The sequence below is a fragment of the Geobacillus sp. TFV-3 genome (assembly GCF_009901865.1).
Lineage (GTDB): Bacteria > Bacillota > Bacilli > Bacillales > Anoxybacillaceae > Geobacillus > Geobacillus thermoleovorans_A.
In genome coordinates this window covers 2,618,378-2,641,609 of sequence record NZ_MPSP01000001.1, presented here as the reverse complement: position 1 = coordinate 2,641,609, position 23,232 = coordinate 2,618,378, and the positions used below count along the sequence as shown (strand labels likewise).

The 23,232-nt window shown below is 53.0% G+C and carries 25 protein-coding genes and 1 pseudogene; 19 read left to right on the top strand and 7 right to left on the bottom strand.

All coding sequences use genetic code 11. From position 1 onward, the window contains the following. Positions 1-204 precede the first annotated feature (204 nt). Positions 205-2,568, top strand: a complete 2,364-nt coding sequence (locus BJQ97_RS13305) for a nitric-oxide reductase large subunit (RefSeq protein WP_160156949.1) — start codon at positions 205-207, stop codon at positions 2,566-2,568. A gap of 54 nt (positions 2,569-2,622) precedes the next feature. On the opposite strand, the gene BJQ97_RS17450 is transcribed toward BJQ97_RS13305, so the two are convergent. Next, positions 2,623-2,790, bottom strand: coding sequence for a hypothetical protein (locus tag BJQ97_RS17450; protein ID WP_201451697.1), 168 nt, complete (start codon positions 2,788-2,790; stop codon positions 2,623-2,625). A gap of 129 nt (positions 2,791-2,919) precedes the next feature. On the opposite strand from BJQ97_RS17450, the gene BJQ97_RS13300 reads away from it, so the two are divergent. After that, positions 2,920-3,153 carry a DUF2249 domain-containing protein gene (locus BJQ97_RS13300; protein WP_044732102.1) on the top strand — a complete coding sequence of 78 codons (234 nt, stop codon included), beginning with the start codon at positions 2,920-2,922 and terminating at the stop codon, positions 3,151-3,153. A gap of 100 nt (positions 3,154-3,253) precedes the next feature. Further along, positions 3,254-3,862, top strand: coding sequence for a molybdenum cofactor guanylyltransferase (locus BJQ97_RS13295; RefSeq protein WP_160156948.1), 609 nt, complete (start codon positions 3,254-3,256; stop codon positions 3,860-3,862). Between the two features lie 247 nt (positions 3,863-4,109). Here BJQ97_RS13295 and BJQ97_RS13290 read toward each other — a convergent pair. Further along, positions 4,110-4,328 (bottom strand): annotated as a pseudogene (locus tag BJQ97_RS13290) (transcriptional regulator); the annotation flags it as partial. 157 nt (positions 4,329-4,485) lie between these two features. Here BJQ97_RS13290 and BJQ97_RS13285 point away from each other — a divergent pair. Then, the gene (locus tag BJQ97_RS13285; RefSeq protein ID WP_160156947.1) at positions 4,486-5,604 is read left to right on the top strand and encodes a TIGR04053 family radical SAM/SPASM domain-containing protein; all 1,119 of its coding nucleotides are present in this window, start codon (positions 4,486-4,488) and stop codon (positions 5,602-5,604) included. Positions 5,605-5,814: 210 nt separating this feature from the next. Here BJQ97_RS13285 and BJQ97_RS13280 read toward each other — a convergent pair whose 3' ends face one another. Beyond that, complete coding sequence (locus tag BJQ97_RS13280) at positions 5,815-6,576, bottom strand: anti-sigma factor (protein ID WP_236567268.1); 762 nt, start codon at positions 6,574-6,576, stop codon at positions 5,815-5,817. Next, positions 6,554-7,135 carry a sigma-70 family RNA polymerase sigma factor gene (locus tag BJQ97_RS13275; RefSeq protein ID WP_160156946.1) on the bottom strand — a complete coding sequence of 194 codons (582 nt, stop codon included), beginning with the start codon at positions 7,133-7,135 and terminating at the stop codon, positions 6,554-6,556. The genes BJQ97_RS13280 and BJQ97_RS13275 overlap by 23 nt, the downstream gene beginning before the upstream one ends. Before the next feature lie 129 nt (positions 7,136-7,264). Here BJQ97_RS13275 and BJQ97_RS13270 point away from each other — a divergent pair, with 129 nt between their 5' ends. From BJQ97_RS13270 to BJQ97_RS13250, 5 genes are all read left to right on the top strand, one after another. Beyond that, positions 7,265-8,431: a COG1470 family protein gene (locus BJQ97_RS13270; protein WP_160156945.1), complete on the top strand. Its 1,167-nt coding sequence runs from the start codon at positions 7,265-7,267 to the stop codon at positions 8,429-8,431. Positions 8,432-8,433: 2 nt separating this feature from the next. Further along, complete coding sequence (locus BJQ97_RS13265; protein WP_160156944.1) at positions 8,434-9,390, top strand: ABC transporter ATP-binding protein; 957 nt, start codon at positions 8,434-8,436, stop codon at positions 9,388-9,390. Then, positions 9,377-10,456 carry an ABC transporter permease gene (locus BJQ97_RS13260; protein ID WP_160156943.1) on the top strand — a complete coding sequence of 360 codons (1,080 nt, stop codon included), beginning with the start codon at positions 9,377-9,379 and terminating at the stop codon, positions 10,454-10,456. The genes BJQ97_RS13265 and BJQ97_RS13260 overlap by 14 nt, the downstream gene beginning before the upstream one ends. 327 nt (positions 10,457-10,783) lie before the next feature. Continuing rightward, the gene (locus tag BJQ97_RS13255) at positions 10,784-11,959 is read left to right on the top strand and encodes an MFS transporter (RefSeq protein WP_160157618.1); all 1,176 of its coding nucleotides are present in this window, start codon (positions 10,784-10,786) and stop codon (positions 11,957-11,959) included. A 302-nt stretch (positions 11,960-12,261) separates the two neighbouring features. Next, positions 12,262-13,320 carry a multicopper oxidase domain-containing protein gene (locus tag BJQ97_RS13250; protein WP_160156942.1) on the top strand — a complete coding sequence of 353 codons (1,059 nt, stop codon included), beginning with the start codon at positions 12,262-12,264 and terminating at the stop codon, positions 13,318-13,320. A gap of 246 nt (positions 13,321-13,566) precedes the next feature. Here the strand turns inward: BJQ97_RS13250 and BJQ97_RS13245 are convergent, their stop codons facing one another. Further along, positions 13,567-14,277, bottom strand: a complete 711-nt coding sequence (locus BJQ97_RS13245; protein WP_160156941.1) for a Crp/Fnr family transcriptional regulator — start codon at positions 14,275-14,277, stop codon at positions 13,567-13,569. A 223-nt stretch (positions 14,278-14,500) separates the two neighbouring features. On the opposite strand from BJQ97_RS13245, the gene modB reads away from it, so the two are divergent. Both modB and moaA read left to right on the top strand, forming a co-directional pair. Next, positions 14,501-15,163 carry a molybdate ABC transporter permease subunit gene (modB, locus tag BJQ97_RS13240; RefSeq protein ID WP_160156940.1) on the top strand — a complete coding sequence of 221 codons (663 nt, stop codon included), beginning with the start codon at positions 14,501-14,503 and terminating at the stop codon, positions 15,161-15,163. 55 nt (positions 15,164-15,218) lie between these two features. Next, positions 15,219-16,244, top strand: a complete 1,026-nt coding sequence (gene moaA, locus BJQ97_RS13235; protein WP_160156939.1) for a GTP 3',8-cyclase MoaA — start codon at positions 15,219-15,221, stop codon at positions 16,242-16,244. A gap of 84 nt (positions 16,245-16,328) precedes the next feature. Here moaA and ric read toward each other — a convergent pair whose 3' ends face one another. After that, on the bottom strand, positions 16,329-17,036 hold the full coding sequence (gene ric / locus BJQ97_RS13230) for an iron-sulfur cluster repair di-iron protein (protein WP_160156938.1): 708 nt from the start codon (positions 17,034-17,036) through the stop codon (positions 16,329-16,331). 288 nt (positions 17,037-17,324) lie between these two features. On the opposite strand from ric, the gene BJQ97_RS13225 reads away from it, so the two are divergent. From BJQ97_RS13225 to BJQ97_RS13190, 8 genes are all read left to right on the top strand, one after another. Next, positions 17,325-18,281, top strand: coding sequence for a methyl-accepting chemotaxis protein (locus BJQ97_RS13225; protein WP_160156937.1), 957 nt, complete (start codon positions 17,325-17,327; stop codon positions 18,279-18,281). 57 nt (positions 18,282-18,338) lie between these two features. Beyond that, positions 18,339-19,598 carry a molybdopterin molybdotransferase MoeA gene (locus BJQ97_RS13220; RefSeq protein ID WP_160156936.1) on the top strand — a complete coding sequence of 420 codons (1,260 nt, stop codon included), beginning with the start codon at positions 18,339-18,341 and terminating at the stop codon, positions 19,596-19,598. Next, positions 19,595-20,095, top strand: coding sequence for a molybdopterin-guanine dinucleotide biosynthesis protein B (gene mobB, locus BJQ97_RS13215; protein WP_160156935.1), 501 nt, complete (start codon positions 19,595-19,597; stop codon positions 20,093-20,095). Before BJQ97_RS13220 ends, mobB begins: the two co-directional genes overlap by 4 nt. Then, a complete protein-coding gene (locus tag BJQ97_RS13210) occupies positions 20,092-20,559 on the top strand; it encodes a molybdenum cofactor biosynthesis protein MoaE (protein ID WP_160156934.1) in 468 nt (155 codons plus the stop codon). Before mobB ends, BJQ97_RS13210 begins: the two co-directional genes overlap by 4 nt. Next, positions 20,556-20,786: a molybdopterin converting factor subunit 1 gene (moaD, locus tag BJQ97_RS13205; RefSeq protein ID WP_160156933.1), complete on the top strand. Its 231-nt coding sequence runs from the start codon at positions 20,556-20,558 to the stop codon at positions 20,784-20,786. Before BJQ97_RS13210 ends, moaD begins: the two co-directional genes overlap by 4 nt. 5 nt (positions 20,787-20,791) lie before the next feature. After that, positions 20,792-21,517, top strand: a complete 726-nt coding sequence (locus tag BJQ97_RS13200) for a YwiC-like family protein (RefSeq protein ID WP_160156932.1) — start codon at positions 20,792-20,794, stop codon at positions 21,515-21,517. Between the two features lie 164 nt (positions 21,518-21,681). Further along, positions 21,682-21,852 (top strand): hypothetical protein, encoded by a 171-nt coding sequence (locus tag BJQ97_RS13195; RefSeq protein ID WP_160156931.1) that lies wholly within the window; start codon positions 21,682-21,684, stop codon positions 21,850-21,852. Continuing rightward, positions 21,849-22,175: a type II toxin-antitoxin system PemK/MazF family toxin gene (locus BJQ97_RS13190; protein WP_160156930.1), complete on the top strand. Its 327-nt coding sequence runs from the start codon at positions 21,849-21,851 to the stop codon at positions 22,173-22,175. Before BJQ97_RS13195 ends, BJQ97_RS13190 begins: the two co-directional genes overlap by 4 nt. A gap of 288 nt (positions 22,176-22,463) precedes the next feature. Here BJQ97_RS13190 and BJQ97_RS13185 read toward each other — a convergent pair whose 3' ends face one another. Continuing rightward, positions 22,464-23,150: a Crp/Fnr family transcriptional regulator gene (locus tag BJQ97_RS13185; protein ID WP_160156929.1), complete on the bottom strand. Its 687-nt coding sequence runs from the start codon at positions 23,148-23,150 to the stop codon at positions 22,464-22,466. Between the last annotated feature and the right edge of the window lie 82 nt (positions 23,151-23,232).

The following is a 23,232-nucleotide window of genomic DNA, read 5'->3' as shown; positions in this document are numbered from 1 at the left end:
AATGATAACAATGGCCGAGCGGGGCCTCGATCGGTTCTCTTTTTGAAAATTTGCGTCGTTCAGCACATTCTGCTTTCATTGTATAAATTCTTACACCGAAAAGCTGTGATATAAATCATAGTCGACATTTGCCCCGGCTCACAAACGGGTTGCGGTTTGACGCGCTACAATGGGAGCGAACAAACGAGAAGGAGGTTGTCTCATATGGAAGTTCATCGATCCGTTCGCCCCAACGTCCGGCCGGGGCGGCAAACGACAAACAGTTTTCTTAAATCGATTCTCATTTTCACCATTTTGATCAGCTTTACCGTCCTGCTTGTCGGCGGGTATTGGATCTTTAAAGAAATGGCGCCAAGACCGAAGGAAGTGCGCAGTGAAGACGGCCGAGTGCTGATGACGAAAGAAACGATCATCGGCGGGCAGGCCGTTTTCCAAAAATACGGGCTGATGGACTACGGCACGGTGCTTGGCCACGGGTCGTATATGGGGCCGGACTATACGGCGGAAGCGCTAAAAGTGTATACGGAAGGCATGCAAGATTATAAAGCGAACGAGCGGTATCACAAACCATTTTCTGATTTAACAGCCGATGAGAAAACAATCATCCGCGAACAAGTCATCAAAGAAATGCGGCAAAACCGCTACAATCCGATAACCGATGTGCTTGTGTTGACGGACGCCCAAGTGTACGGACTTGAGAAAGTGCGCAACTACTACCGCGACGTGTTCACAAATGGCGACGGCTGGGGATTGAAAAAAGGGTTGATTCAAGAATCGGATATGCCGAAAACGGGCCGTGCTTGGGTGGCGGATGGCGACCAAATCAAACAAATTGCCGACTTTTTCTTCTGGACGGCTTGGCTGTCCAGCACGCCAAGGCTTGGGGATAACATCACGTACACGAACAACTGGCCGTACTATGAAGACGCCGGCAATACGATGTCGTTCTCCGCTGTCTGGTGGAGCGGTGCGAGCGTGACGATTTTGATTTTGTTCATCGGGATCATTTTGTACGTGTTTTACCGCTATCAATTAAGCATGCAAGAAGCGTATGCGGAAGGGACGTTTCCGGTCATCGATTTGCGGCGGCAGCCGCTTACTCCGTCGCAAGTGAAAGCGGGCAAATATTTCGTCGTCGTCGCCGCGCTGTTTTTCGTCCAGGCGATGTTCGGGGCGCTGCTCGCCCACTACTATACGGAACCGGACAGCTTCTTTGGCATCAAATGGATTCATGACTTGTTGCCGTTTAACATCGCCAAAGGGTATCATTTGCAGCTGGCGATTTTCTGGATTGCGACCGCCTGGCTTGGCATGGGGATTTTCATCGCCCCGCTTGTCGGCGGGCAAGAACCGAAAAAGCAAGGCTTGCTTGTCGATCTGCTCTTTTGGGCGCTTGTCGTCCTTGTCGGCGGCAGCATGATCGGCCAATGGCTCGGTGTGAACGGCTATTTAGGAAACGAATGGTTCCTCTTTGGCCACCAAGGTTGGGAATACATTGAGCTGGGCCGCGTTTGGCAAATCATTTTAGTCGTGGGCATGCTCCTTTGGCTGTTTATCGTCTTCCGCGGCGTCAAGCGCGGGCTGAAACAAGAAAGCGACAAAGGCGGGCTCATTCACTTGCTGTTTTATTCGGCCATCGCCGTTCCGCTCTTCTATATTTTCGCCTTTTTTATCAAGCCGGATACGAACTTTACGATGGCCGACTTTTGGCGCTGGTGGATCATCCACTTATGGGTGGAGGGCATTTTCGAAGTGTTTGCTGTTGTCGTCATTGGGTTTTTGCTCGTCCAGCTGCGGCTTGTGACGAAAACATCGACGGTCCGAGCTCTGTATTTCCAATTTACGATTTTGTTGGGCAGCGGCGTGATCGGCATCGGCCACCACTATTACTACAACGGTTCGCCGGAAATTTGGATCGCCCTCGGCGCCGTGTTCTCGGCGCTCGAAGTCATTCCGCTCACGCTGCTCATTTTGGAAGCGTACGAGCAATACAAAATGATGCGAGACGGCGGGGTCAACTTCCCGTACAAAGCAACGTTCTGGTTCTTAATTTCGACAGCGATTTGGAACTTGGTCGGCGCCGGGGTGTTCGGCTTTCTCATCAACTTGCCGGCGGTCAGCTACTTTGAGCACGGACAGTTTTTAACACCGACTCACGGCCACGCGGCGATGATGGGCGTGTACGGCATGTTTGCCATTGCCGTGCTCCTTTACTCGCTGCGCAACATCGTCAAACCGGAAGCATGGAACGACAAATGGCTGAAATTCTCATGCTGGATGCTGAACAACGGTTTGGCTGGCATGGTTCTTATCACGCTTCTCCCGGTCGGGATATTGCAAATCAAAGAAGCGTTCGAACACGGCTATTGGGCGTCGCGTTCGCCTTCGTTCCTCAAGCAAGACATCGTGCAAAACTTGCTGCTTGTCCGCTTCATTCCGGATACGATCTTTTTAATCGGCGTCGCCGCGCTGCTTGCCTTTGCCATCAAAGCGATGTTCCACTTGCGCAAGCCGACGCATGGGGAAGGGGAAGAGCTGCCGGTGGCGAATTTGGCGCAGGAAGAATAAAACAAAAACGCACAGCGGGATTCCGCTGTGCCTTTCATTTGTGAACGTTTTCAATTACTTGTGGCATTTGTCTGGCTTGGCGTGTTCGGTTTCCTTTTGCTTGTCATGGCATGGAAAGCAGTACAACGTTTCTGTCTCTCGGCTGACGACGCCGTTTAAAAACCCATGCAGACAATGGATCGGCTTGCCGCATTGCGCGCAAAAGCCAACAAGCTCTTCCAACCGCCATTTCTCCTTTCACGGGGATTGAACATGTTCACCTTCGGGCTGTGACGCTCGTCACTACTCTCCAAGGTTCAAGCGGTTATGATAAAGTATATAATTCATTATACTACAAAGGAGGCGAATGTTATGAACCAATTTGCCGCAAAAATCCACGCTCCCGACTATCCGCCGCGCGACCGCCATCCGGCGATTTTCCAGCTGTTTGACCGCTTAAAGCCGGGGGAAGTGATGGAGCTTGTCAATGACCATGACCCGCGTCCGCTGCACTACCAATTCATGATGGAGCGTCCGGACCAATTTACGTGGGAGTATTTAGAAGAAGGACCGGACGTATGGCGGGTGGCGATCGGAAAAAAATAAATCGCGTCCATCGGGATTTCCGTCTGCAGGCGGAAATCTTTTTTTTCGCCGGTTCATATGGTACGGTAGGAACAGATGATGTCCGGAAAGGGGAATCGCCATGAAACCAACCATTGCCGGAGCGGTGCTTGCTGGCGGCCAGTCGCGCCGGTTCGGGCGTCCGAAGGCGTTTGCCGAGCATCGCGGTGCTCCGTTTTTCACTTGGTCCATCGCAGCGCTGCGCCCGCTTGTCGATGAGCTGTACATCATTAGCCATCCGGCGCTTGTCGATGAATTCCGCCGGCAAACGGACATCCCGGTGCTGCTCGATGTGGAGCGCTACCGCGGCTGTGGGCCGCTTGCCGGCATTTACACCATCATGGAACAAAGCCGAGCGGACTGGATGTTCGTCTTGCCGTGCGACATGCCGTACATGCGTCAGGAAGTGACAGAACAGCTCGCCTCATACATCGATCCGACGTTTGACGCCATCGTCCCGCTCCATGGCGGACGCCCCGAACCACTTGTCGCTTTGTATCAACGGCGGCTTGGCCCGGTGATCGCCGAGCTGCTTGATGCCGGCGAACGCCGGATGGCGGCGCTCCTTGACCGCGCACGCGTCCGCTATGTTGATGCCAAACAGCTTGCCGCGGATGAAGACGTATGGCGCAATGTCAATACTGAGGAAGAGTATCGATACGGGCGGGAATGTTGGCCAAAGCAGACGTAGCATACATCTTTTGCCGGTCAGAAGAGCCGTCCTTGACCACGGAATTGTTCTTTTCCCCGGCTCTTCACCACAAAATGCACTTGATACAGAAAAACGCTTATGATACGCAAGTTAAAAATGATTTCGCCTGTACGATAACGTTTCTATTATCAATGAAAGGTCAAGTACACCTTTTGGTGATGACCTTGAATTTCATGAAACGGCAACAGCGCGAAAAAAGAACAGCACGGGCCGCGATTCTTTTGTATTATCGAGTCGTCGGTTGATTTTTGTCCATTTCCTTCGCCAAATCCGCGACTTCGACAACGGTCAGCCCCGTTCGTTTCGCGACCTCGTGAATGGGCAGGATGTCGAGCAAGTTTTTCGCGATTTCGGTGGCTTTCTGTTTTTCGGCTTGTTTGATCGCTTTCTCTTTTTCCTGTTCTAGATCTTCTACGAGTAAACGAAAGGCTTTATTCATTTTCATTCACTCCTCGCTTTTGCTTATTATATCGCCTGTTCAGACGGCTGTCATCTTCGTTCATGGCACGATCACCATCTGTTGCGGCTTCGCTGTTGATGTGATGGAGATCACATAATGCGCTTGGCCATTGCGATACAATGAAGGCCGAGGAGGGAACATGATGCGTGATTTCAAGGAAAACCCGTTTATCGTCATTTGGGAGTTGACGCGGGCGTGCCAACTCAAGTGCCTTCATTGCCGCGCCGAAGCGCAATACCACCGTGACCCGCGCGAGTTGACGTTCGAGGAAGGGAAAAAACTGATCGATGAGATTTATGAGATGGATCAGCCGATGCTCGTCTTTACGGGCGGCGATCCGCTCATGCGCCCGGATGTGTACGATTTGGCAAAGTACGCGGTTGACAAAGGATTACGCGTGTCGATGACGCCGAGCGCGACGCCGAATGTGACGAAAGAGTCGATCCGCAAGGCGAAAGAGGTCGGCCTGTCGCGCTGGGCGTTCAGCCTTGACGGGCCGAACGCCGAGATTCACGACCATTTCCGCGGCACGAGCGGCTCGTTTGATTTGACGATCCGAGCGATTCACTACTTGCATGAACTCGACATTCCCGTGCAGATCAACACCGTCATTTCCCGGTACAACGTTCATGTGCTTGATGAAATGGTGGCGCTGGTGGAGAAACTGAAATGCGTCCTTTGGAGCGTCTTTTTCCTTGTGCCGACCGGAAGGGGGAAAGAGGAGGACATGATTTCCCCGGTTGAGCATGAGCGGGTGTTCCGCTGGCTGTATGAAACGAGCAAGCGCGTTTCATTTGATATTAAAACGACCGCAGGCCAACATTACCGCCGCGTCGTGCTGCAGGCAAAAATGCGCGAAGGAAAAACGGCAAAAGGCGGCATCCGCTATGAAGACGTGTTGAACAAAGGCTTAACCGGACAAGTCGACGGGCTCGGCCGCGCGCCGAAAGGAGTAAACGACGGCAACGGCTTCGTCTTCATTTCCCATATCGGCGACGTCTACCCGAGCGGGCTGTTGCCGGTGAAAGCCGGGAACGTTCGGGAGACGCCGCTCGCTGACATTTACCGGTACTCGCCGATTTTCCAAGATTTGCGCAATCCGGACAAATATAAAGGAAAATGCGGCGTTTGTGAATTCCGTCATGTATGCGGCGGCTCACGCTCGCGGGCGTACGCCGTGACGGGGGATTATTTGGAAAGCGAGCCGTATTGCGTTTATATTCCGAAGGCGTGGCGGACAAAAGAGCGAAGCCAATGCTAGGCCAAGGGAGGACGTTTTTGGTGCAAACGTCGGATTTTCTTCCAGCGGTGTCTGGGCGTCTGCGGTGGACAATGGCGGATGGGGCGCGTGCAACAACCTTGTTTTTTTGTTCGCGAAATCGTTTTTGTGGCGATTCAACATGACGGTTTTTCTTAGACGCAAGGGGAAGGAGCATGCGCCTTCCCCGTTTTCATCGGTTGATGCGAAAGATCATTCATGGTCCAAATCGGCAATAAATGTCTCCGGCCCGGTCGGCGCCGCGCTTCCTCCTTTTGGTTCGAGGCTCGCTTTAATTTGCTTGAACTGTTTGACATCCTCGCCGGTGATCAACACGCGCGCCGCTCCGTGGCGGATCGTCAACAGTTCCCCTTTGACTTCGTTGTTGGTGTAAATGATCCACAATTGATAATCGCGGGTCGCAAACGGCGGCAGCCCTTCAATTTCCATCAGCATTTCCTCCGTTTCATCGTTGAGCCAAACCGTGCCGTCCAGCTGTTGAAAGAACGCCGATGGTTCAATCGGAATTTGTTTCGTTTCTGGATTATGGATGATCTGCTCGATCGGAATGTCGTGATTTTGTTCGATAATCTGGTATCGATATGCTTCGCTCGGTTGGTCATGCGAAGCATCTCGCCCACCGTCCGAAACGGAAAGGCGCAAGGCGAAAAGGGAGACGGCCAAAGCCGCGCTGATCAGCCCTCCAGCAATGCGGAGACCGCGCCGCATCCGCTTTGTTTGTTTTTGCGCTTCTGCTTGGGCCCAAATTCGCTCTTGATGGGAAAGGGGAGGTGCTTCATACTGGGCTTCTGCCTTCAGCCCGATGCTTTTCCACGCTTCAAGCAAGCGTTGGCATTCACGGCACTGCTTTAGATGGTTGGACACGTCTTCTTTTTCTTGCTCCGGCAGCACGTCTAACAGCCAGTCCACGATTTTTGTTTCAGGAATATGGCTATGCTTCATGCTGTTTTTCACCTCGGCCAGCCTCCATCCAGCGGAACAGCTCTTTTTGTTTCCGCAAATTGCGCAAACCGTAGCGGATGAGCGACTTGACGGAGCCTAACGGCTTGTTCATCGCGGCGGCGATTTCCCGCTGTGTTTCCCCGTGAAAGTAAAAGTGAATGATGGCTTGCCGCTGCTCCTCGGGTAGATGGGTTAACGCATCGATGATGACTCGTTGTTCCAGTTGGCGGAGAAAATGAAATTCCGCCCCCTTTTCTTTTAAGGACGCTTCTTCAAGGCGGCTCACCAACAGATCCCGTTTCTTGCGCAGGCGGTCGAGCGACCGGCTTTTCGTTTTCACGGCAAGAAAGGCTTGAACGCTTCCCCGCTTCGGATCGAATTGATGGGGCTTTTGCAAGATTTCGAGAAACACATCGTGGCTGACGTCTTCCGCCTCCGCCTCGTCGCCGACGATCTGAAGGGCGATGTGATAGACCATCGGGGCGTATTTTTCGTAAAAACGGTCAAAGGCGGCGCGGGAACCTTTGGCGATGTTCGCAAGCAGTTCTGCGTCTTCCCGTCGATCTTCCATCTTGCCCCACCTCCCGGCTCTACTGGTGATCAAGTTTGAGCTCCTACTGTACATTCTATAATTTTTTCCCTGCAAAACAAATCCATTGATCCATTTCTGGCGTATACGAAATGAAAACAGAAGGAGGGAGTGAACGTCGTGCGAAACAGGGGCATCACTATGTTCGTCATGATTTTGACTCTCTTTTCTCTTCTTCTTCCCACCCGCTCGGCATCGGCGGCAAGCGGTGTTGTTCTCTTCACGCCGTACACCGGGCTTTCCGTGACGCCGGGGGAAACGATCGACTATACGGTCAATGTCATCAACAATGGTTCCAACATTGAAAACGTCACCTTCTCGTTTGACCACCTGCCGAAAGGATGGTCGACTTCGATTACCGCTGAGGGGAGAACGATTGAGCAGCTGTCCGTCCGAGGCAGGAAAGAAGAAGAGGTCACGTTGGAAGTGACCGTGCCGTTGGATGTTGACAAAGGGGATTACCGCTTTTGGCTCGTCGCCAAAGGGGAGAGCGGCGTCTCCAAATTGCCGCTGCTTGTCCGCGTGACGGAACAAGGATCGTTTAAAACTGAACTGACGTCGGAACAAACGAACCTCGAGGGGCACGCGGATTCGAGCTTCACGTATGATGTCACGCTGAAAAACCGAACCGCCAAGACGCAAAATTACGCGTTAAGTTCGGCGGCGGAAAAAGGTTGGCAAGTGACGTTCAAATCGGAAGGCAATTCCGTTACGTCGGTGAAACTCGAGCCGAATGAGTCGAGAGACATTACCGTCGAGGTCAAACCGCCGGAAAATGTGAAAGCGGGCACGTACAAAATCCCGATCAAAGCGCAAACGAGCGATACGTCGGCTGAGCTGGCGTTAGAAGCGGTCATTACGGGCACGTATGCGCTCAAGCTGACGACGCCGTCAGGAAATTTGAGCACCGACTTGACCGCAGGGCATGAACGGGTGATCGATCTCGTCGTCAAAAACACTGGAAGCGCCCCGCTTTTGGACATCAATATGACGGCCGACGCTCCGCCGGATTGGGACGTGGAATTCGACCAAAGCACGATCGCCCAGCTGAACCCCGGTGAATCGAAAACCGTCAAGGCGAAAGTGAAAGCGTCGGATGAGGCGATCGCCGGGGATTACGTCGTCAACTTCCAGGCGCAAACCGCGGAAACATCGGCGGAGGCGGCATTTCGAGTCTCGGTGAAAACGTCGACCGTTTGGGGCGTGGTGGCGGTGTTGATCATTCTCGGGGTGGCCGGAGGGCTGTACTATTTGATCAAAACATACGGGAGGAGGTAAGCATGGGGGCATCCGCCGTCATTGAGCTGAGCGATTTGTGCAAAACGTATGGCGACCATCGGGCGGTTGATCATTTGTCGCTTTCCATTCAAAAAGGGGAAATTTTTGGCCTCCTCGGCCCGAACGGAGCGGGAAAAACGACGACGATTTTGATGATGCTCGGGCTCACCGTGCCGACGTCCGGCAGCGTGAGAGTATGCGGGATCGATCCCGTGCGAAATCCGATTGACGTCAAACGGAAAGTCGGGTACTTGCCGGATGATGTCGGATTTTATCATCATATGACAGGGATGGAAAATTTGCTGTATACGGCAGCGTTAAACGGCATTCCCCGCGCCGAGGCGGAAAAGCGGGCGTGGGAGCTGCTCGAGAAGGTGAATTTGACTGATGCGGCTCATAAAAAAGCAGGAAAATACTCGCGGGGAATGAGGCAGCGGCTCGGTTTGGCCGATGTGTTGATGAAGCGCCCGGAAGTGATCATTTTGGATGAGCCGACGTTGGGCATCGACCCGGAGGGGGTGCGTGAGCTGCTCCGGCTGATCCGCGATTTGAGCCGCCATGAAGGCATCACCGTTCTATTGTCCTCGCACCAATTGCACCATGTGCAGCAAATTTGCGACCGGGTCGGTTTGTTCGTCAACGGGAAATTGCTGGCCGAAGGGAATATGGAACGTCTGGCGCAGCAGCTGTTTTTGCAGGATGCCTATGTCATCCATGTGATCGCTTCACCGCTTGACGCTTCCTTACAGTTCAAAATCGAGGCGATTCCGGGCGTCAACAAAGTGGAGCAAACGGAAAATGGATGGGATGTGTATTGCCAAACGGATGTGAGCGCCGACATCAGCAAAACGATCATCGAATCAGGTGCTTCCTTGTTTCATCTGAGCCGCCGCAATTTCGGCCTCGATGAGATTTATCACCGCTATTTTGAAGGGAGGGATGTACGTGAAGGCCAGTAAGGAGGGGCGATGGGCAAACGGTGTTTTTTCATATGTGAAAGGATGGAGCGAACGACTGAAAGCGGGTGCGCTTGATGAGAAGAAACGGACAAGAGAGGCAAACAGCGCCTTTTCGGCCATTGTCAAAAAAGAATTGGCTGATTATTTGACGAGCTGGCGCATGATCATTTTGATCGCTCTCATCTTGCTCACTTGCTTCGGGTCACTGTATACGGCGATGACGGCGATTCGCGACGCGTTGGATTCCTCGGAAGAAGCGAAAGAAATCGCGAAAGGCGCCTACTTGTTTCTCAAATTGTTCACCGTCTCGGACGGAACGCTTCCTTCGTTTCTAACGTTTGTCAGTTTTCTCGGGCCGCTTCTTGGCATCGCCCTCGGATTTGACGCCATCAATTCGGAGCGGAATCGGGGGACGTTAAGCCGGCTCATGGCCCAGCCGATTCCGCGCGATTATGTGATCAACGGCAAGTTTGTCGCTGCACTGTTGTTAAATGCCGCTTTGTTTCTTTCGCTCGGCCTGCTTGTGACGGCGTTGGGCATTTTGGTCTTGGGGATTCCGCCTACTTTCGAAGAGTTTGCCCGCATCATATGCTTTTTGTTGTTATGCCTTGTGTATATCGCCTTTTGGCTGAATCTCGGCATTTTGTTTTCCGTCGTCTTCCGCCAAGCGGCGACCTCGGCGCTGTCGTCGATGGCCGTTTGGCTGTTTTTTAATCTATTCTACTCGATGATCGTGGAAGTGTTTGCGAAATCGTTTTTGCAGTCTGACGCCATTACGTCCGTCGAACAGGCAATCGGGCGTCAAGAACTGGTGCTTGGCCTCATGAGGTTGTCGCCGAGCTATTTGTTCAATGAATCGACGACCGCCTTGCTTTCGCCGGACGTTCGGACGCTAGGGATCGTCACTGTGGAACAAACGGCCGGCGCTGTCGCGGCCCCATTGCCCCTTTCGCAAAGTTTATTGCTCATTTGGCCGCAAGCGACCGCGCTCATTGCCGCCACCCTCGTCTGCTTTGCGATCGCCTATCTGTTGTTTATGAGGCAGGAGATACGGGCGCATGGGTAATAGAACTGCAATGGCCAACCGATTTCAAAGGCGGCCCTTCTTGCGGCCGCCTTGTTTTTATGCAGCAGAACACCTTGCCTAACCCCCGTTCTCTGTAGGGAGGGATCGAGGTGGATGATGGTTTGGCTGCGCTGTTGGAAGCAAGATTTATACTCCATCGCGGTAATGGCAGAAAGTCTGCGCCAATGGCTACACAAGTCCGCTTTTTTGACGATTATGTGAAAACCGTTGATTTTGTGATCAACATCACAAATTTTTTTCGTCATCTCCCGTATGATGGCATTACCAACTGTTCAACGGTAAGCCGATCTACGGGAGGGGTTTATGGTGAACAAACAGAAGGCGTTGCTGCCGATTACGACGTTGGCGATGATGTTTTCGTTCGCGGTGTGGGCCGTGTTTTCGCCGTTGGCGAGCACGTTTCAACAAATGTACGGGCTGACATCGACGCAAAAAAGCATTTTAGTCGCCATTCCGGTGCTGCTCGGCTCAGTCATGCGCTTGCCGCTCGGCATTTGGACGGATCGGATCGGGGGGCGGAGACTGTTTTCGCTGTTGCTGTTGTTTTTGAACATTCCGCTTGTTGGTGCAGGGTTTGCCGACTCGTACGCGATGCTCATGTTTTGGGCGTTTTTCATCGGCATGGCGGGAACGTCGTTTGCGATCTCGGTGACGTTCGTGTCGCGCTTGACCCCGCCGGAAAAGCAAGGGACAGCGCTTGGGATCAACGCGATGGGGAATTTCGGCACGGCGGTCGCAACATTTTTCGTTCCGTCAATTGCTGCGGCGTTTGGGGTGCCGTGGGCGTTTTGGGGGATGATCATCCCGGTTGTCATCATGCTCGTTCTCGTTTGGTTTTTCACACCGGATATGCCGAAGCCGAAGCACCAAAAAACGGTGCGCGAATCGCTGTCGGTGTTGAAGTATAAACATACGTGGACGCTGTCGCTTTTTTACTTCGTCACGTTTGGAGCGTTTGTCGCTTTCGGCATTTACTTGCCATCGCTTCTCGTTGACTTGTATGGGTTGACGCCAGTGGATGCCGGGATGCGGGCGGCCGGGTTTACGGTCATCGCGACGCTTGCACGGCCAGTCGGCGGTTACCTCGGCGATAAAATTGGTGCTGAGCGGGTGTTGGCATTTGTGTACGCCGGTATGACGACCGGCGCGTTGGCGATCGCGTTCGGAATGGGGAACATTTGGGTGATGACAGCGGCTTGTTTGTTTGTTGCCGTGATGTCCGGGCTGGGCAACGGGGCGGTGTTCAAGCTCGTGCCGCAGCTGTTCCCGGCGGAAACGGGCGCCGTCACCGGACTTGTCGGCGCTTGGGGCGGGCTTGGCGGCTTTTTCCCGCCGATTGTCATGGGGATCATCAAAGACGCGACCGGTTCGTACGTGCTTGGTTTTCTGCTCCTTAGCTTGTTTACCTTTATCTGCTTCTTGCTCAACCGGCTCGTATTTGGCAAAAAAGCCGGCGAACCGGCAAATCGGTACGCATCGTAACACCCTAAAGAGGTCAAAAGCATGTGCTTTTGACCTCTTTTTCATTTGGGAAGACGACGGATTTAACGAAAGAAAGACAAGTGACGGAGGCGGAGATGATCAAGAGGCGAAGGAGGAGGGTTTTCCGTTAGCCAACGTGAGAACGCCTATTATCGTTTTCACAGTAGTGATAAAACATATTGCTCACTATTTCACAAACCCTTCAAATATGCGTGTTCATTGGTGATACAAATCACTAGGGGAAAGGCAGAAATGGCGTACGCTGAAGGTGTAAATCAAATCACCTGAAGGGGGAGAAAACGGTGAAACGAAATGTGTCTACGTTGTTGTCAGTTGCGTTGGCTGCGTCGTTTTTGGCAGCATGCAGCAACAACGGAGGAGGAGAGGCGCAGGCAGAAAACAAAAATGGGACGTCAGCGCAACAGTCTGCCGTGGACGTGTTATTGGCGCACAAAGGAGTCAACCAAGTGCCAGTACCATTAAAATTAGAACGGATCGGTCCGCATGACGTCCGCGTCGAAATGACGGCGCAAATTACTGACATTGAAATCGACAAAGGAAAAACGTATAAGGCATGGACATTTAACGGTCAAGCTCCCGGACCGCTCGTCGTCGTCAATGAAGGGGATACGATCCACTTTACGTTGAAAAACATGGACCCCGTCATCCCGCACAGCATGGATTTCCATGCCGTCCATGCCGCACCATCAAAAGACTTTATCGATGTGATGCCGGGAAAATCGGGAACGTTTACGTACCCGGCGAATAATCCTGGCGTATTCATGTACCATTGCGGCACAAAGCCGGTCTTGCAACATATCGCCAACGGCATGCACGGCGTGATCATCGTCAAGCCGAAAAACGGCTACCCGACCGATCAAGAAGTCGACCGCGAATATGTGCTTATCCAAAACGAGTGGTACAAATATAACGATATGAACGATTTCCAAAACGGCGTGCCAAGCTACGTCGTCTTCTCGACAAAGGCGCTCAAACCTGGCGATCCGAATACAAACGGCGATACGTTTACGCTGAAAGAAAAACCGCTGCTTGCGAAAGTCGGTGAGAAAATCCGCTTGTATGTCAACAACGTCGGTCCGAACGAAGTGAGCTCGTTCCACGTTGTTGGGACGGTGTTGGATGATGTATACCTTGACGGCAACCCGAACAATCATCTGAAAGGGATGCAAACGGTGATGCTTCCGGCAAGCGGCGGTGCGGTCGTCGAATTTAACGTCACCAAACCGGGAACATATCCGATCGTCACTCACCAGTTCAATGACGCACAAAAAGGAGCCGTCGCCATACTGAAAGTGACTGAAACCGGCGAAGACGACGGCACGGAAGCGAGCGGGCATTGACCGCATCCCGTTCTCCCAAAACGGGATTGATGCCGCCCAAAGCCTTATGATTCTTAATTATATCGCGGCGAAAAGAAAAAGAAGTGATTCACATCACATTTAAAAGAAAAAGAGAGCGTCCGGCAGGCCGCGAACAACGGCTGATCGGGCGCTCTTCCAATCAGCGCGCCAAAACGGCTTGGTCGTTGCTTTGGCCATGGGAAACGATCGGGTAGACGTTCTCTTCCTTTAGCCATGGCGCTCCGCTCACTCAATGCAACAAATATCCGCCGGACAGTCTTCACACTGGATTTCCGTTTTCAAATAGTTCAAGTCGTGGATGGTAATTCTGCCCCGCTTCATCGAGATGATCCCTTCCTGCTTCAAGGCGTTGAGCATCCGATTGACACTTTCACGCGTCGTGCCACAAAAGTTGGCCAAGTCTTGGTTTTTTAACGTTAAATCAATGAAGATGCTTCCGTCTTCAAGCGGGACGCCATAACTGTTGCACAAGCGAATGAGCGTCGAATAGAGCGCTCCTTTTTTGCCGTTCATAATCAAATCGCGAAACTTTGTTTGCGTCCGCCGGGCATGCTTGCTCATCCAGCGCATATATTCAAGAGCAAGAGTTGGATTGATGAGCAGCTGCTGTTCCAATTCATTCTTATCCATGACCGCTGCTTCGCCGGGTTCCATCACTTTGGCGGTTAATAAGTAGCGCGGGTCGCTCGTAAACAGCGTCAATTCACCGACGATTTCCCCGCTTCCGCAAATGCGGAAGCACATTTCTTTTCCGTCCGGGCAAATTTTGCTGACTTGCACTTTGCCGGAAAGAATCAAGTAAAGCTCATTGGCTGGCATCCCTTCTTGGAACAAAAATGAGTGCTTGCGCAACGGAATCACTTTTTTGGATGATTGCAGCAAAGCGCGCAAATGGGAAAAATCACGATTCGACGCTTTGCGGATTTGTCCTTCCATGATGGACACCTCCATTTGTTCAGCTATTTCTATTTTAAAAACATCACAGTGGAAACTGAGTGAAAAAAATCACCATTGGCCGATTTTTGTGCACATGGTCACAAATTTTTCTAAGCCGGATTTCCCCGCTCATATGATACAATCAATGTGAACAGTGTCACAGCAAGCAATTGAACAGTTTCGTATAGTTAATAGAGACGATGCAAAGAGAGGCCCATTATCTATGACGGATTTTTGGTCACCCGTATGGTTGTCAATAAAGGTGTCCCTTCTCGCTGGTTTGATCGTCGCCATCCTCGGGGCGGCAGCGGCGAGGTGGATGGCGCGCCGCCGGTTTCGCGGGAAGACGATCGTGGAGACGGTGTTTATGCTGCCGTTGGTGTTGCCGCCGTCGGTCGTTGGGTTTTTGCTTGTTGTGCTGTTTGGGCGGCATAGCCCGATTGGACAATGGATCGAGGATTGGTTTCATACGACGGTGCTGTTTACGCCCGGAGCAGCGGTGATGGCGGCGGTCGTCGTGTCGTTCCCGCTCATGTACCAGGCGGCCAAAGCGGGTCTGGAAGCGGTTGATCCAACCATTGAAGGAGCGGCGCGCATCGATGGGGCGAATGAGCGCCAAGTGTTTTGGCATATTTCGCTGCCGCTTGCCAGACACGCGTTATTATCCGGGGCGGTGCTGTCGTTTGCCCGCAGTCTCGGGGAGTTCGGCGCGACGCTCATGTTTGCTGGGAACATCCCAGGCAAAACGCAAACGATCCCGACCGCCGTCTATATGGCGATGGAGTCGGGGCGGATGGAATTGGCGTGGGCATGGGTGGCGGTCACCATTGGATTGTCATTTAGTTTGTTGTCCTGTGCGGCGAAACTAGGCCGTTTGCAACGATAGAAGAACAGGCCGTTGGAACATCACGCGGCCCATGAAAGAGAAAGGAGGGAGCGCCATGGAAGAGCGCGACCGGATGAACGTCATCGACCGTTTATCCCGCCCGCTTCGCGATTTGCGGTTGTCGGTCACCGATCAGTGCAATTTCCGTTGCGTCTATTGCATGCCCGCTGAAGTGTTCGGTCCGAATTTTCGCTTCTTGGCGGAAGACCAGCTGTTGACCGTTGAGGAAATGGCGCTGTTGGCGGAATGTTTTGTTGAACTCGGGGTCGAAAAAATCCGCCTGACGGGCGGTGAGCCGCTGCTTCGGCGCGATTTGGATGCGCTCATTAAGCGGTTGTCCATGATTCCCGGCTTGCGGGACATTGCCCTCACGACGAACGGCATCCATTTGGTGAAATGGGCGGAACGGTTGAAAGCGGCCGGGCTGAAGCGCGTCAACGTCAGCTTGGATGCGTTGGACGATGACATCTTCCGCAAAATGAACGGCATCGGCGTCGGTGTTACTCCGGTGTTGAAAGGCATTGAAGCGGCGCGCGAGGCGGGGCTTGGCGTGAAAGTCAATATGGTCGTCAAAAAAGGATGGAACGACTCGCAAATCGCGCCGATGGCGTCGTATTTTAAAGACTTAGGCATTCCGCTCCGCTTGATTGAATTTATGGACGTTGGCACAACGAACGGCTGGGATTACTCCCATGTCGTGACGAAAAAAGAGATGTATGAGCAAATCAACGCCATGCACCCGCTCGAGCCGGTGGAAAAGGAGTACTTCGGCGAAGTGGCGAGCCGCTACCGGTACGCGGGCACGAACGTGGAAGTCGGCTTTATCGCCTCAGTGACAGAAGCGTTTTGTCGAAGCTGCACACGAGCGCGCATTTCCGCCGAAGGCAAGCTGTACACGTGTTTGTTTGCTTCTGAGGGCGTGTCGTTGAAAGACAAACTGCGCGCCGGCGCGGGAAAAGAGGAGCTGAAGGCGCTGATTGCCGCAGTCTGGAGCAAACGAGCAGATCGCTATTCCGAGGAACGGACGGCAGAAACAGCGAAACAGCGCCCCAAAATTGAAATGTCGTATATTGGAGGGTGAAGAAAAACGGGAGCGCTCTTTCATATAGAAGAAGCGATCCCGTTTGGTTTATGTTTTCGGAAGTGCGAATCGGCGTTTTTTTCTTTATGCCTTCACCGCCGCCAACACGCGCGGGAAGAGGATGTTGTTTTCCAAATGGATGTGGGTGAACAAATCGTCTTCAAGCGCCGCGAGCCGGTTGTAGACGAGGCGGTACGTGCCGCATGCGTCCTCCGGCGGGGTGAAATCGTTCGTGATGTCGCGAATTTCTTTGATCAAATTACCGGCCGCGTCATGTTCATTGACGAGTTCGCGAACAGCCCGCTCGACCGCCTCTCGGTTTTCCGGCGATGGGTTGTCGGCAAATTGTAAAATGAGCGGAAAAGCTCCTGTTTCTTCTTTAATCAAGTGTTGTTCAAGCTCCATTTTCAACTCATGGAACAGTTTATGCATGCGAGAAAGGTGCGGGTGGTGCATGCCGTGTACGCGCAATACTTTTGTGACATATGGGCTGAGCTGCGGCAGTTCCTCGTTCAAATAGCGGTGGTGCGTGTTGATGATATGCTCGACCAAGTCGGCTAGCGGCGCTTCACCCCAGTTTCCGGCCGGCTTGTTTTGCGCCTCCGCATAAAGGGCGTTCAGCTCGCGAAGGAGCGCTTCGCCATCCAGCCTGCGCTCTTCGGCAGCTTCTTTCAGCGTACGCTGTCCGCCGCAGCAAAAATCAATGCGTCGCGCTTTAAATAAGTCGGCTGCTTTCGGAAATTTCGTGACAATATCGCCGATCAACGATTGCTCGGTAAAACGCTGTTCCATTTCGGATCCCTCCATTGATCAAATCGTTACAGTTTCAGCATAACGTGTTTGCCGCTAAGGTGTTGTGATGGATCTCACATATACGAAAAAAAGTGGACAGTGATGCGTGTGATAAACATCACAACAGCCTTCTTCTTCTGTATCGTACAATAAAGAAAAGCGGACTTTTGCTGACTGCTTATGGAAGGAAGTGTCCGCTTCATAATCGAAAGAATACATGCTCAGTAGGTAACATACAACATTTTGACAAAAGAATGAGTTCCATAAACAGAAAAAGGGGAGACGGGTATGTGGCCGTTGGTGAAAGGACGGCAGTGGGAGGAGGAAAAAGCAAAACTAGAGCAGCAAATCGCCGAGATGAAAGACCAGCTCACTAGACAGAAGGAATCGATTCACGAGACGGTGGCCGGCTTGCTCGGGGAGTTGCAGGAAATCGTTCATCAACATGTGATGGTCAACGGACAACATCATGAATTAGGCCGACTTGTTGACCGAACGAAAGAAAAAGTCGATAATGTCAGTATGCTCAGCAAGTCATCATACGCGATCTCCGACCGTCTGTGCGAACAAGGAAACTCATTGGCGGAGACAGCTGGCCAGATGGTCGCGGCAGCAAAAGAAGGCATCCGCATGTCAGGGGAAATGGAGAAGGCGATGGGGCAGCTCGGCAGCGAGATGGAGGCGACGTCGGCAGCGATGCACCGGCTGCGCGACCGTTCGCAAGAGATTGAGCAAATTGTCAAGGTCATTAAAGAGATCGCAGGACAGACGAATTTGATTGCCTTAAACGCCTCGATTGAGGCGGCGCGCGCCGGGGAGCATGGAAAAGGGTTTTCCGTCGTGGCCGCCGAGGTCAGAAAGCTGGCGGAACATACGGCAGACAGCACGGAAATGATTCATCAACTCACCGATGCGGTGCAGCAAGAAATTCAACGATCGCTCACGCAAACTGGTGCCATTTCGGCCATCATTGATAAAGTGGTGCAAATGAGCATTGATACATCACGGACATGGTCGGCGATGATCGGGCTGATCGATCAAGTTGAAAAACGGGTTGGCGATGTGCTCAACGATATTCAAGAACAGTTCCGCTATGCCGATGAAGTGATGAAGGAGCTTGAGCGGTCGGCTGCTTTGTTCGGAGAAACGCGGGCGATGATTTTGCAACATATTGATGATGCCACCGTCGTTGACGAAAAGTTGGCGAAATCGATCAAGCAGCTGCAAGATTGGCAATCATCGTGATGAAGCGATAAAATGGGCTTAGTGAAGTGAGTGAGGGAAAGAAAGGGGAGAACACCGTTGGCCGAAAGACGAACCCCCATTCCCGTACGGGAAGCGATCAATCGGGTGATGCGTTACGCTGGAAGAGGGAAAAAGGAGATCGTGCCGCTAAGGCAGTCGTACGGCCGCTATTTAGCGGAAGATTTATGCGCCGACCATGACGTGCCGCCGTTTGACCGTTCGCCGTATGACGGATTTGCCATTCGCGCCGCCGATTCCGAAGGAGCGGGGCTGGATCGTCCGGTCGAGTTTGAAGTGATCGAAACGATCGGCGCCGGGCAAGTGGCGAAGCGGCTCGTCGGCCCGTTTCAAGCGGTGCGACTGATGACCGGGGCGCAAATTCCGGAAGGGTGCGATGCGGTCGTCATGCTCGAGCTTGCCAAACAGTACGAACGGGATAGAAAAACGTATATCGCCATCAAGCGCCCGTTCCGCCCTGGCGACAACATTTCATTTCAAGGAGAAGATGCGAAAAAAGGGCAACCGTTGGTCGAAAAAGGAACGCGCATCAATCCCGGGGTGGCGGCTCTCTTGGCGACGTTCGGCTACGCCGAAGTGAAGGTGGCGAAAAAGCCACGGATTGGTATTTTTGCGACCGGCAGCGAGCTGCTCGATGTTGCTGAACCGCTCGTGCCTGGAAAAATTCGCAACAGCAACGCCTACATGATCGAGGCGCAGGTGCTGAGAAGCGGCGCCGAGCCGATTTATTTTGGCCAGCTCGCCGACGACCTCGAGGCGTGTTTTCACGCTGTGCGCCAGGCGCTCGATCAAGTGGACATGCTTATTACGACGGGCGGCGTCTCGGTGGGAGACTTCGATTATTTGCCCGCCATTTACGAACGGCTCGGAGCGAACGTCTTGTTTAACAAAATCGCCATGCGCCCGGGAAGCGTGACGACCGTCGCCGAACGAGATGGCAAGCTGCTGTTCGGCTTATCCGGCAACCCGTCGGCGTGCTATGTCGGCTATGAACTGTTCGTCCGCCCGGTCGTGCGTACGCGGTTGTTTTCCACAAAGCCGTATTTGAAAAAAGCAAAAGCCGTCCTTGGCGCCGATTTTCCGAAGCCGAACCCGTTCACCCGCTTCGTGCGCAGCCGGGTCGAAGCGGTCGACGGGCGGCTTGTCGTGAAACCGGTCGGCATGGACAAATCGAACATCGTCACCTCGCTTGCCTTTGCGAACGCCTTGATGGTGCTGCCGGGCGGAACGCGGGGGTTTGCGGCAGGAGACGAGGTCGAAGTGTGGCTTTTGGATGACGATGAGGGATCAAGCGAATGAACGTTTGGCAAGTCGTCGGCTATAAACATAGCGGCAAAACGACGCTTATGGAAAAATGGGTGGCGGCCGCTGCCCGGGAAGGATGGCGCGTCGGGACGGTGAAGCATCACGGCCATGGCGGCGAGCCCGCACAGCCCGAAGGCGTCGATTCCGTCCGCCACGAGCGGGCCGGGGCGGCGGCGACGGCGGTCGAAGGGGGCGGGCTGTTGCAGCTTCATCTCCGCCGCCCGTTATGGCGGTTGGATGACATTTTGGCGCTTTATGCGCCGCTTCGGCTCGATCTCGTGTTGGTGGAGGGCTACAAACAAGAGCGGCATCCGAAAGTTGTGCTCGTGCGCTCCGAAGAAGATTGGGCGTCGCTTCAGCACCTTGCCGACATTCGCGCCGTCATCGCTTGGGAACCGCTTGAAGGGCCGCTTCCATATCCAGTGTTTTCGCTGGCCGATGATGACGAATATATTCCATGGCTCATGAACGAGGTGAAAACACGAACATGACCGAACCGTTATTTGTGGTGACCGACCAGCCGATTTCGGTCGAGGATGTGATGAAAAAAGTGATGCGTCCGGAAGCGGGGGCGGTCGCTGTCTTTGCCGGCACGGTGCGCGAATGGACGAATGGCAAGCGGACGCTCTTTTTGCAATATGAGGCGTACGTGTCGATGGCGGAGAAAATGCTCGCGCAAATTGGGACGGAAATTGCTGACAAATGGCCGGGGGCGAAAACGGCGATCACCCACCGGATCGGACGCCTCGAGATCGGCGATATCGCCGTCGTCATCGCGGTTTCCTCGCCGCACCGCGCCGAAGCGTATGAGGCGAACCGCTATGCCATTGAGCGGATCAAGCAAATCGTGCCGATTTGGAAAAAAGAGCAATGGGAGGACGGAAGCGCCTGGGTGGGCGACCAGCTTGAAACAACGGCGTATCCGTCCGGAAAACCGGAGGTGAAAGAGGAATGATCCGTCTATTGTTTTTCGCCCATTTGGGCGAACAAACCGGCGAGCGGGAAGTGATGTGGCCGCATGTTCCGGAAACGGTGAAACAACTGAAAGACGAAGTGGAAGAGCGCTACGGCGTCTCACTCGGGCGCGTCATGACCGCGGTCAATGAGGAGTACGCCCGCGACGAAGCGCCGCTTCACGAAGGCGACACGGTCGCCTTTATCCCACCGGTAAGCGGAGGATGAGACCAATGGCGAACAAAAGCAAATGGGTGATGCCGAAGCAACACGGCGCTTGGGCGATGCTCATCATCCCGTTTTGGCTTGGGGCATACGCGGGCGGGCTTTCGTGGGTTCACGTTCCGCTCTTTATCGCCTGGACCGCGCTCTATTTGGCGACGTATCCGCTCTTAATGGCGGTGAAAACGAAACGGAAAGAGCCGTACGCGCCCGCCGCCCGCTATGGCGCCATCGCCGCGGCCGGGCTGGCCGTCTCCCTTTGGCAGCAGCCGGCGCTTCTCTACTTCGGGATCGCCATGGTTCCGTTTTTCTTGGTGAACACGTACTACAGCAAGAAAAAGAACGAGCGCGCCTTTTGGAATGATGTCGCGGCCATCGCGGCGTTTTGCATCGGCGGCCTCGCCGCCTTTTACGTCGGCCGCGGGGCGTTGGCGATCGAAGCATTTGAGCTCGCCCTGTTTTCCTTCCTCTTTTTCCTCGGCAGCACGTTTTACGTCAAAACGATGATTCGCGAAAAGAAAAACGCGCGTTACAAATGGCTGTCATGGGGTTACCACGCCTTGCTGATCGTCGGCCTCATCGCCATCGGCGAGCCGTTCGCCGTTTTGGCCTACGCGCCGAGCGTCATCCGCGCCGTCTATTTGTACGGCAAGCCGCTGCCGATCATGAAACTTGGCATCTTGGAAATCGCCAACGCGGCGTACTTTTTCATTGCGATGATCGTCCTTTACTCTTGAACGACCCCCAAACGGGAGGCATCCATGACCGTTTGGGGTTTTTCTTTTGGTTAAGTGACATCGCCCTCGGCATGTTTTTGTCTGGCTGTTGATTAGGGAAGAATCGTTTTTTCACTTTCTTTTCGTTAAAATAAGAGTAAAGAGTACATTGGAGGAGGCTGTATATGTTTATGGAAAAACAAATGACAGCAGAAGAAATTTTAAAAGCCATTCAAAACATGAGCAATGAAGAACGATGGAAATTGCTTGATAAGATGTATGATTTGTATTATTCGAAAGAACACTTAATCAAAAAAGAAAAACTTGAGCGATTATGGGAGGAGGACGATGAATGAGAGGAGAAATATGGGTGTACATGGATACCGAAAGTTCGAAAAGAAGGCCGGGTGTGATTATTGCGGACGGCGGAACCATCGCTGATATCGATGTCACTCTTGCGAAAGTGACGAGCCAAGGGATTCGAAATATGTTTGATGTCCCCATCGAACATTGGAAGGAAGCGGGGCTCCATAAGCCATCGGTTGTTCGCTGCTCAAAATTAAAAACGGTAAGCAGTGTAGAGCTGCTATTCAAAGTAGGGGCGTTGCATCATGAAGATTTGCGGCGGGTGATGGATGCGGTGATCAAATATATTACCGCAGGCTGGTCAGAAAAGTGAGCATTCCGATTTTTGCATGACAACGTTGGGACTTGATGTTGAGTCGCAGCGCCAGATGAGACACTTGCTCATGGAAAAGAGCGAATGGTGGAATACGGTGCTCATTATCGTCGAATGTGAGTACATATGTGAAACGTGGTCGTCTGTTTTGCGAGAACTGGGACGTGAAGGAACGGGAAAAACGACGTGAATCCCTATCGGAAGGGAAGACGATCGTTTTTCTCTGCGAAAAAGCAAAGGATGTCCTTTGTACGCGAGGACATCCTTCTTTTTGGCCGCACCCGCCCGTCAGTCGATGCGGCACAGCTCGGGCGGGCAGCCTTCGCAGGAGATTTCGTCGCGCAAATATTGCAAGTCGTGGACGCAGATTTTTCCTTTTTGCACGGAGATGACGCCTTTTTTCCGCAAGTCGCCGAGCATGCGGTTGACGACTTCGCGGGCGGTGCCGCAAAAGTTGGCGAGTTCTTGGTTCGTGAGCGGCACGTCGATCAAAATGCCGTCTTCTTTCATCACGCCGTAGCTGTTGCACAAACGGATGAGCGTCGAATAGAGCGCTCCTTTTTTGCCGTGCAAAATGAGGTCGCGGAACTTCGTCTGTGTTTTCCGGAAATGGAGGCTCATCCATTTCATGAACTCGACGGCCAGTGTTGGATGGTTGACGAGTTCTTGTTCGAGCCTCTCGCGCGGAATGGCGGAAACAACGCCGTCTTCGAGCACTTTTGCCGTCAGCATGTAGCGGGCGCCGGGGCAAAAGAGCGTCAGCTCACCGATCAAATCACCCTCGCTGCAAATGCGCAGCGCGAGCTCCTGTCCATTCATGTCCATTTTGCTGATTTGGATTTTCCCCGATTGGATATAGTAAATGTCGTCTGCTTTTTCTCCTTCTTGAAACAAGTACGTTCCCTTCTCAAGGCGAAGATCGCGCCCGAGCGATGTAAGCCACTTCTGCCATTCACGAGATTCAACCTCGTTCATCGGATCACAACCTTATATAAAATGTGCTGCTATTTAAAAGTGTACAGGAAAAAAGAGGGAAGTCAATATAAGGATAGTGGAA

Excerpts from the sequence above, each read along its gene's own strand:
- BJQ97_RS13305 (WP_160156949.1), top strand. The coding sequence starts at position 205 with ATGGAAGTTCATCGATCCGTTCGCCCCAACGTCCGGCCGGGGCGGCAA.
- BJQ97_RS13300 (WP_044732102.1), top strand. The coding sequence starts at position 2,920 with ATGAACCAATTTGCCGCAAAAATCCACGCTCCCGACTATCCGCCGCGC.
- BJQ97_RS13295 (WP_160156948.1), top strand. The coding sequence starts at position 3,254 with ATGAAACCAACCATTGCCGGAGCGGTGCTTGCTGGCGGCCAGTCGCGC.
- BJQ97_RS13285 (WP_160156947.1), top strand. The coding sequence starts at position 4,486 with ATGCGTGATTTCAAGGAAAACCCGTTTATCGTCATTTGGGAGTTGACG.
- BJQ97_RS13275 (WP_160156946.1), bottom strand. The coding sequence starts at position 7,135 with ATGGAAGATCGACGGGAAGACGCAGAACTGCTTGCGAACATCGCCAAA.
- BJQ97_RS13265 (WP_160156944.1), top strand. The coding sequence starts at position 8,434 with ATGGGGGCATCCGCCGTCATTGAGCTGAGCGATTTGTGCAAAACGTAT.
- BJQ97_RS13245 (WP_160156941.1), bottom strand. The coding sequence starts at position 14,277 with ATGGAAGGACAAATCCGCAAAGCGTCGAATCGTGATTTTTCCCATTTG.
- modB (WP_160156940.1), top strand. The coding sequence starts at position 14,501 with ATGACGGATTTTTGGTCACCCGTATGGTTGTCAATAAAGGTGTCCCTT.
- moaA (WP_160156939.1), top strand. The coding sequence starts at position 15,219 with ATGGAAGAGCGCGACCGGATGAACGTCATCGACCGTTTATCCCGCCCG.
- ric (WP_160156938.1), bottom strand. The coding sequence starts at position 17,036 with ATGGAACAGCGTTTTACCGAGCAATCGTTGATCGGCGATATTGTCACG.
- BJQ97_RS13225 (WP_160156937.1), top strand. The coding sequence starts at position 17,325 with ATGTGGCCGTTGGTGAAAGGACGGCAGTGGGAGGAGGAAAAAGCAAAA.
- mobB (WP_160156935.1), top strand. The coding sequence starts at position 19,595 with ATGAACGTTTGGCAAGTCGTCGGCTATAAACATAGCGGCAAAACGACG.
- BJQ97_RS13210 (WP_160156934.1), top strand. The coding sequence starts at position 20,092 with ATGACCGAACCGTTATTTGTGGTGACCGACCAGCCGATTTCGGTCGAG.
- moaD (WP_160156933.1), top strand. The coding sequence starts at position 20,556 with ATGATCCGTCTATTGTTTTTCGCCCATTTGGGCGAACAAACCGGCGAG.
- BJQ97_RS13200 (WP_160156932.1), top strand. The coding sequence starts at position 20,792 with ATGGCGAACAAAAGCAAATGGGTGATGCCGAAGCAACACGGCGCTTGG.
- BJQ97_RS13195 (WP_160156931.1), top strand. The coding sequence starts at position 21,682 with ATGTTTATGGAAAAACAAATGACAGCAGAAGAAATTTTAAAAGCCATT.
- BJQ97_RS13190 (WP_160156930.1), top strand. The coding sequence starts at position 21,849 with ATGAGAGGAGAAATATGGGTGTACATGGATACCGAAAGTTCGAAAAGA.
- BJQ97_RS13185 (WP_160156929.1), bottom strand. The coding sequence starts at position 23,150 with ATGAACGAGGTTGAATCTCGTGAATGGCAGAAGTGGCTTACATCGCTC.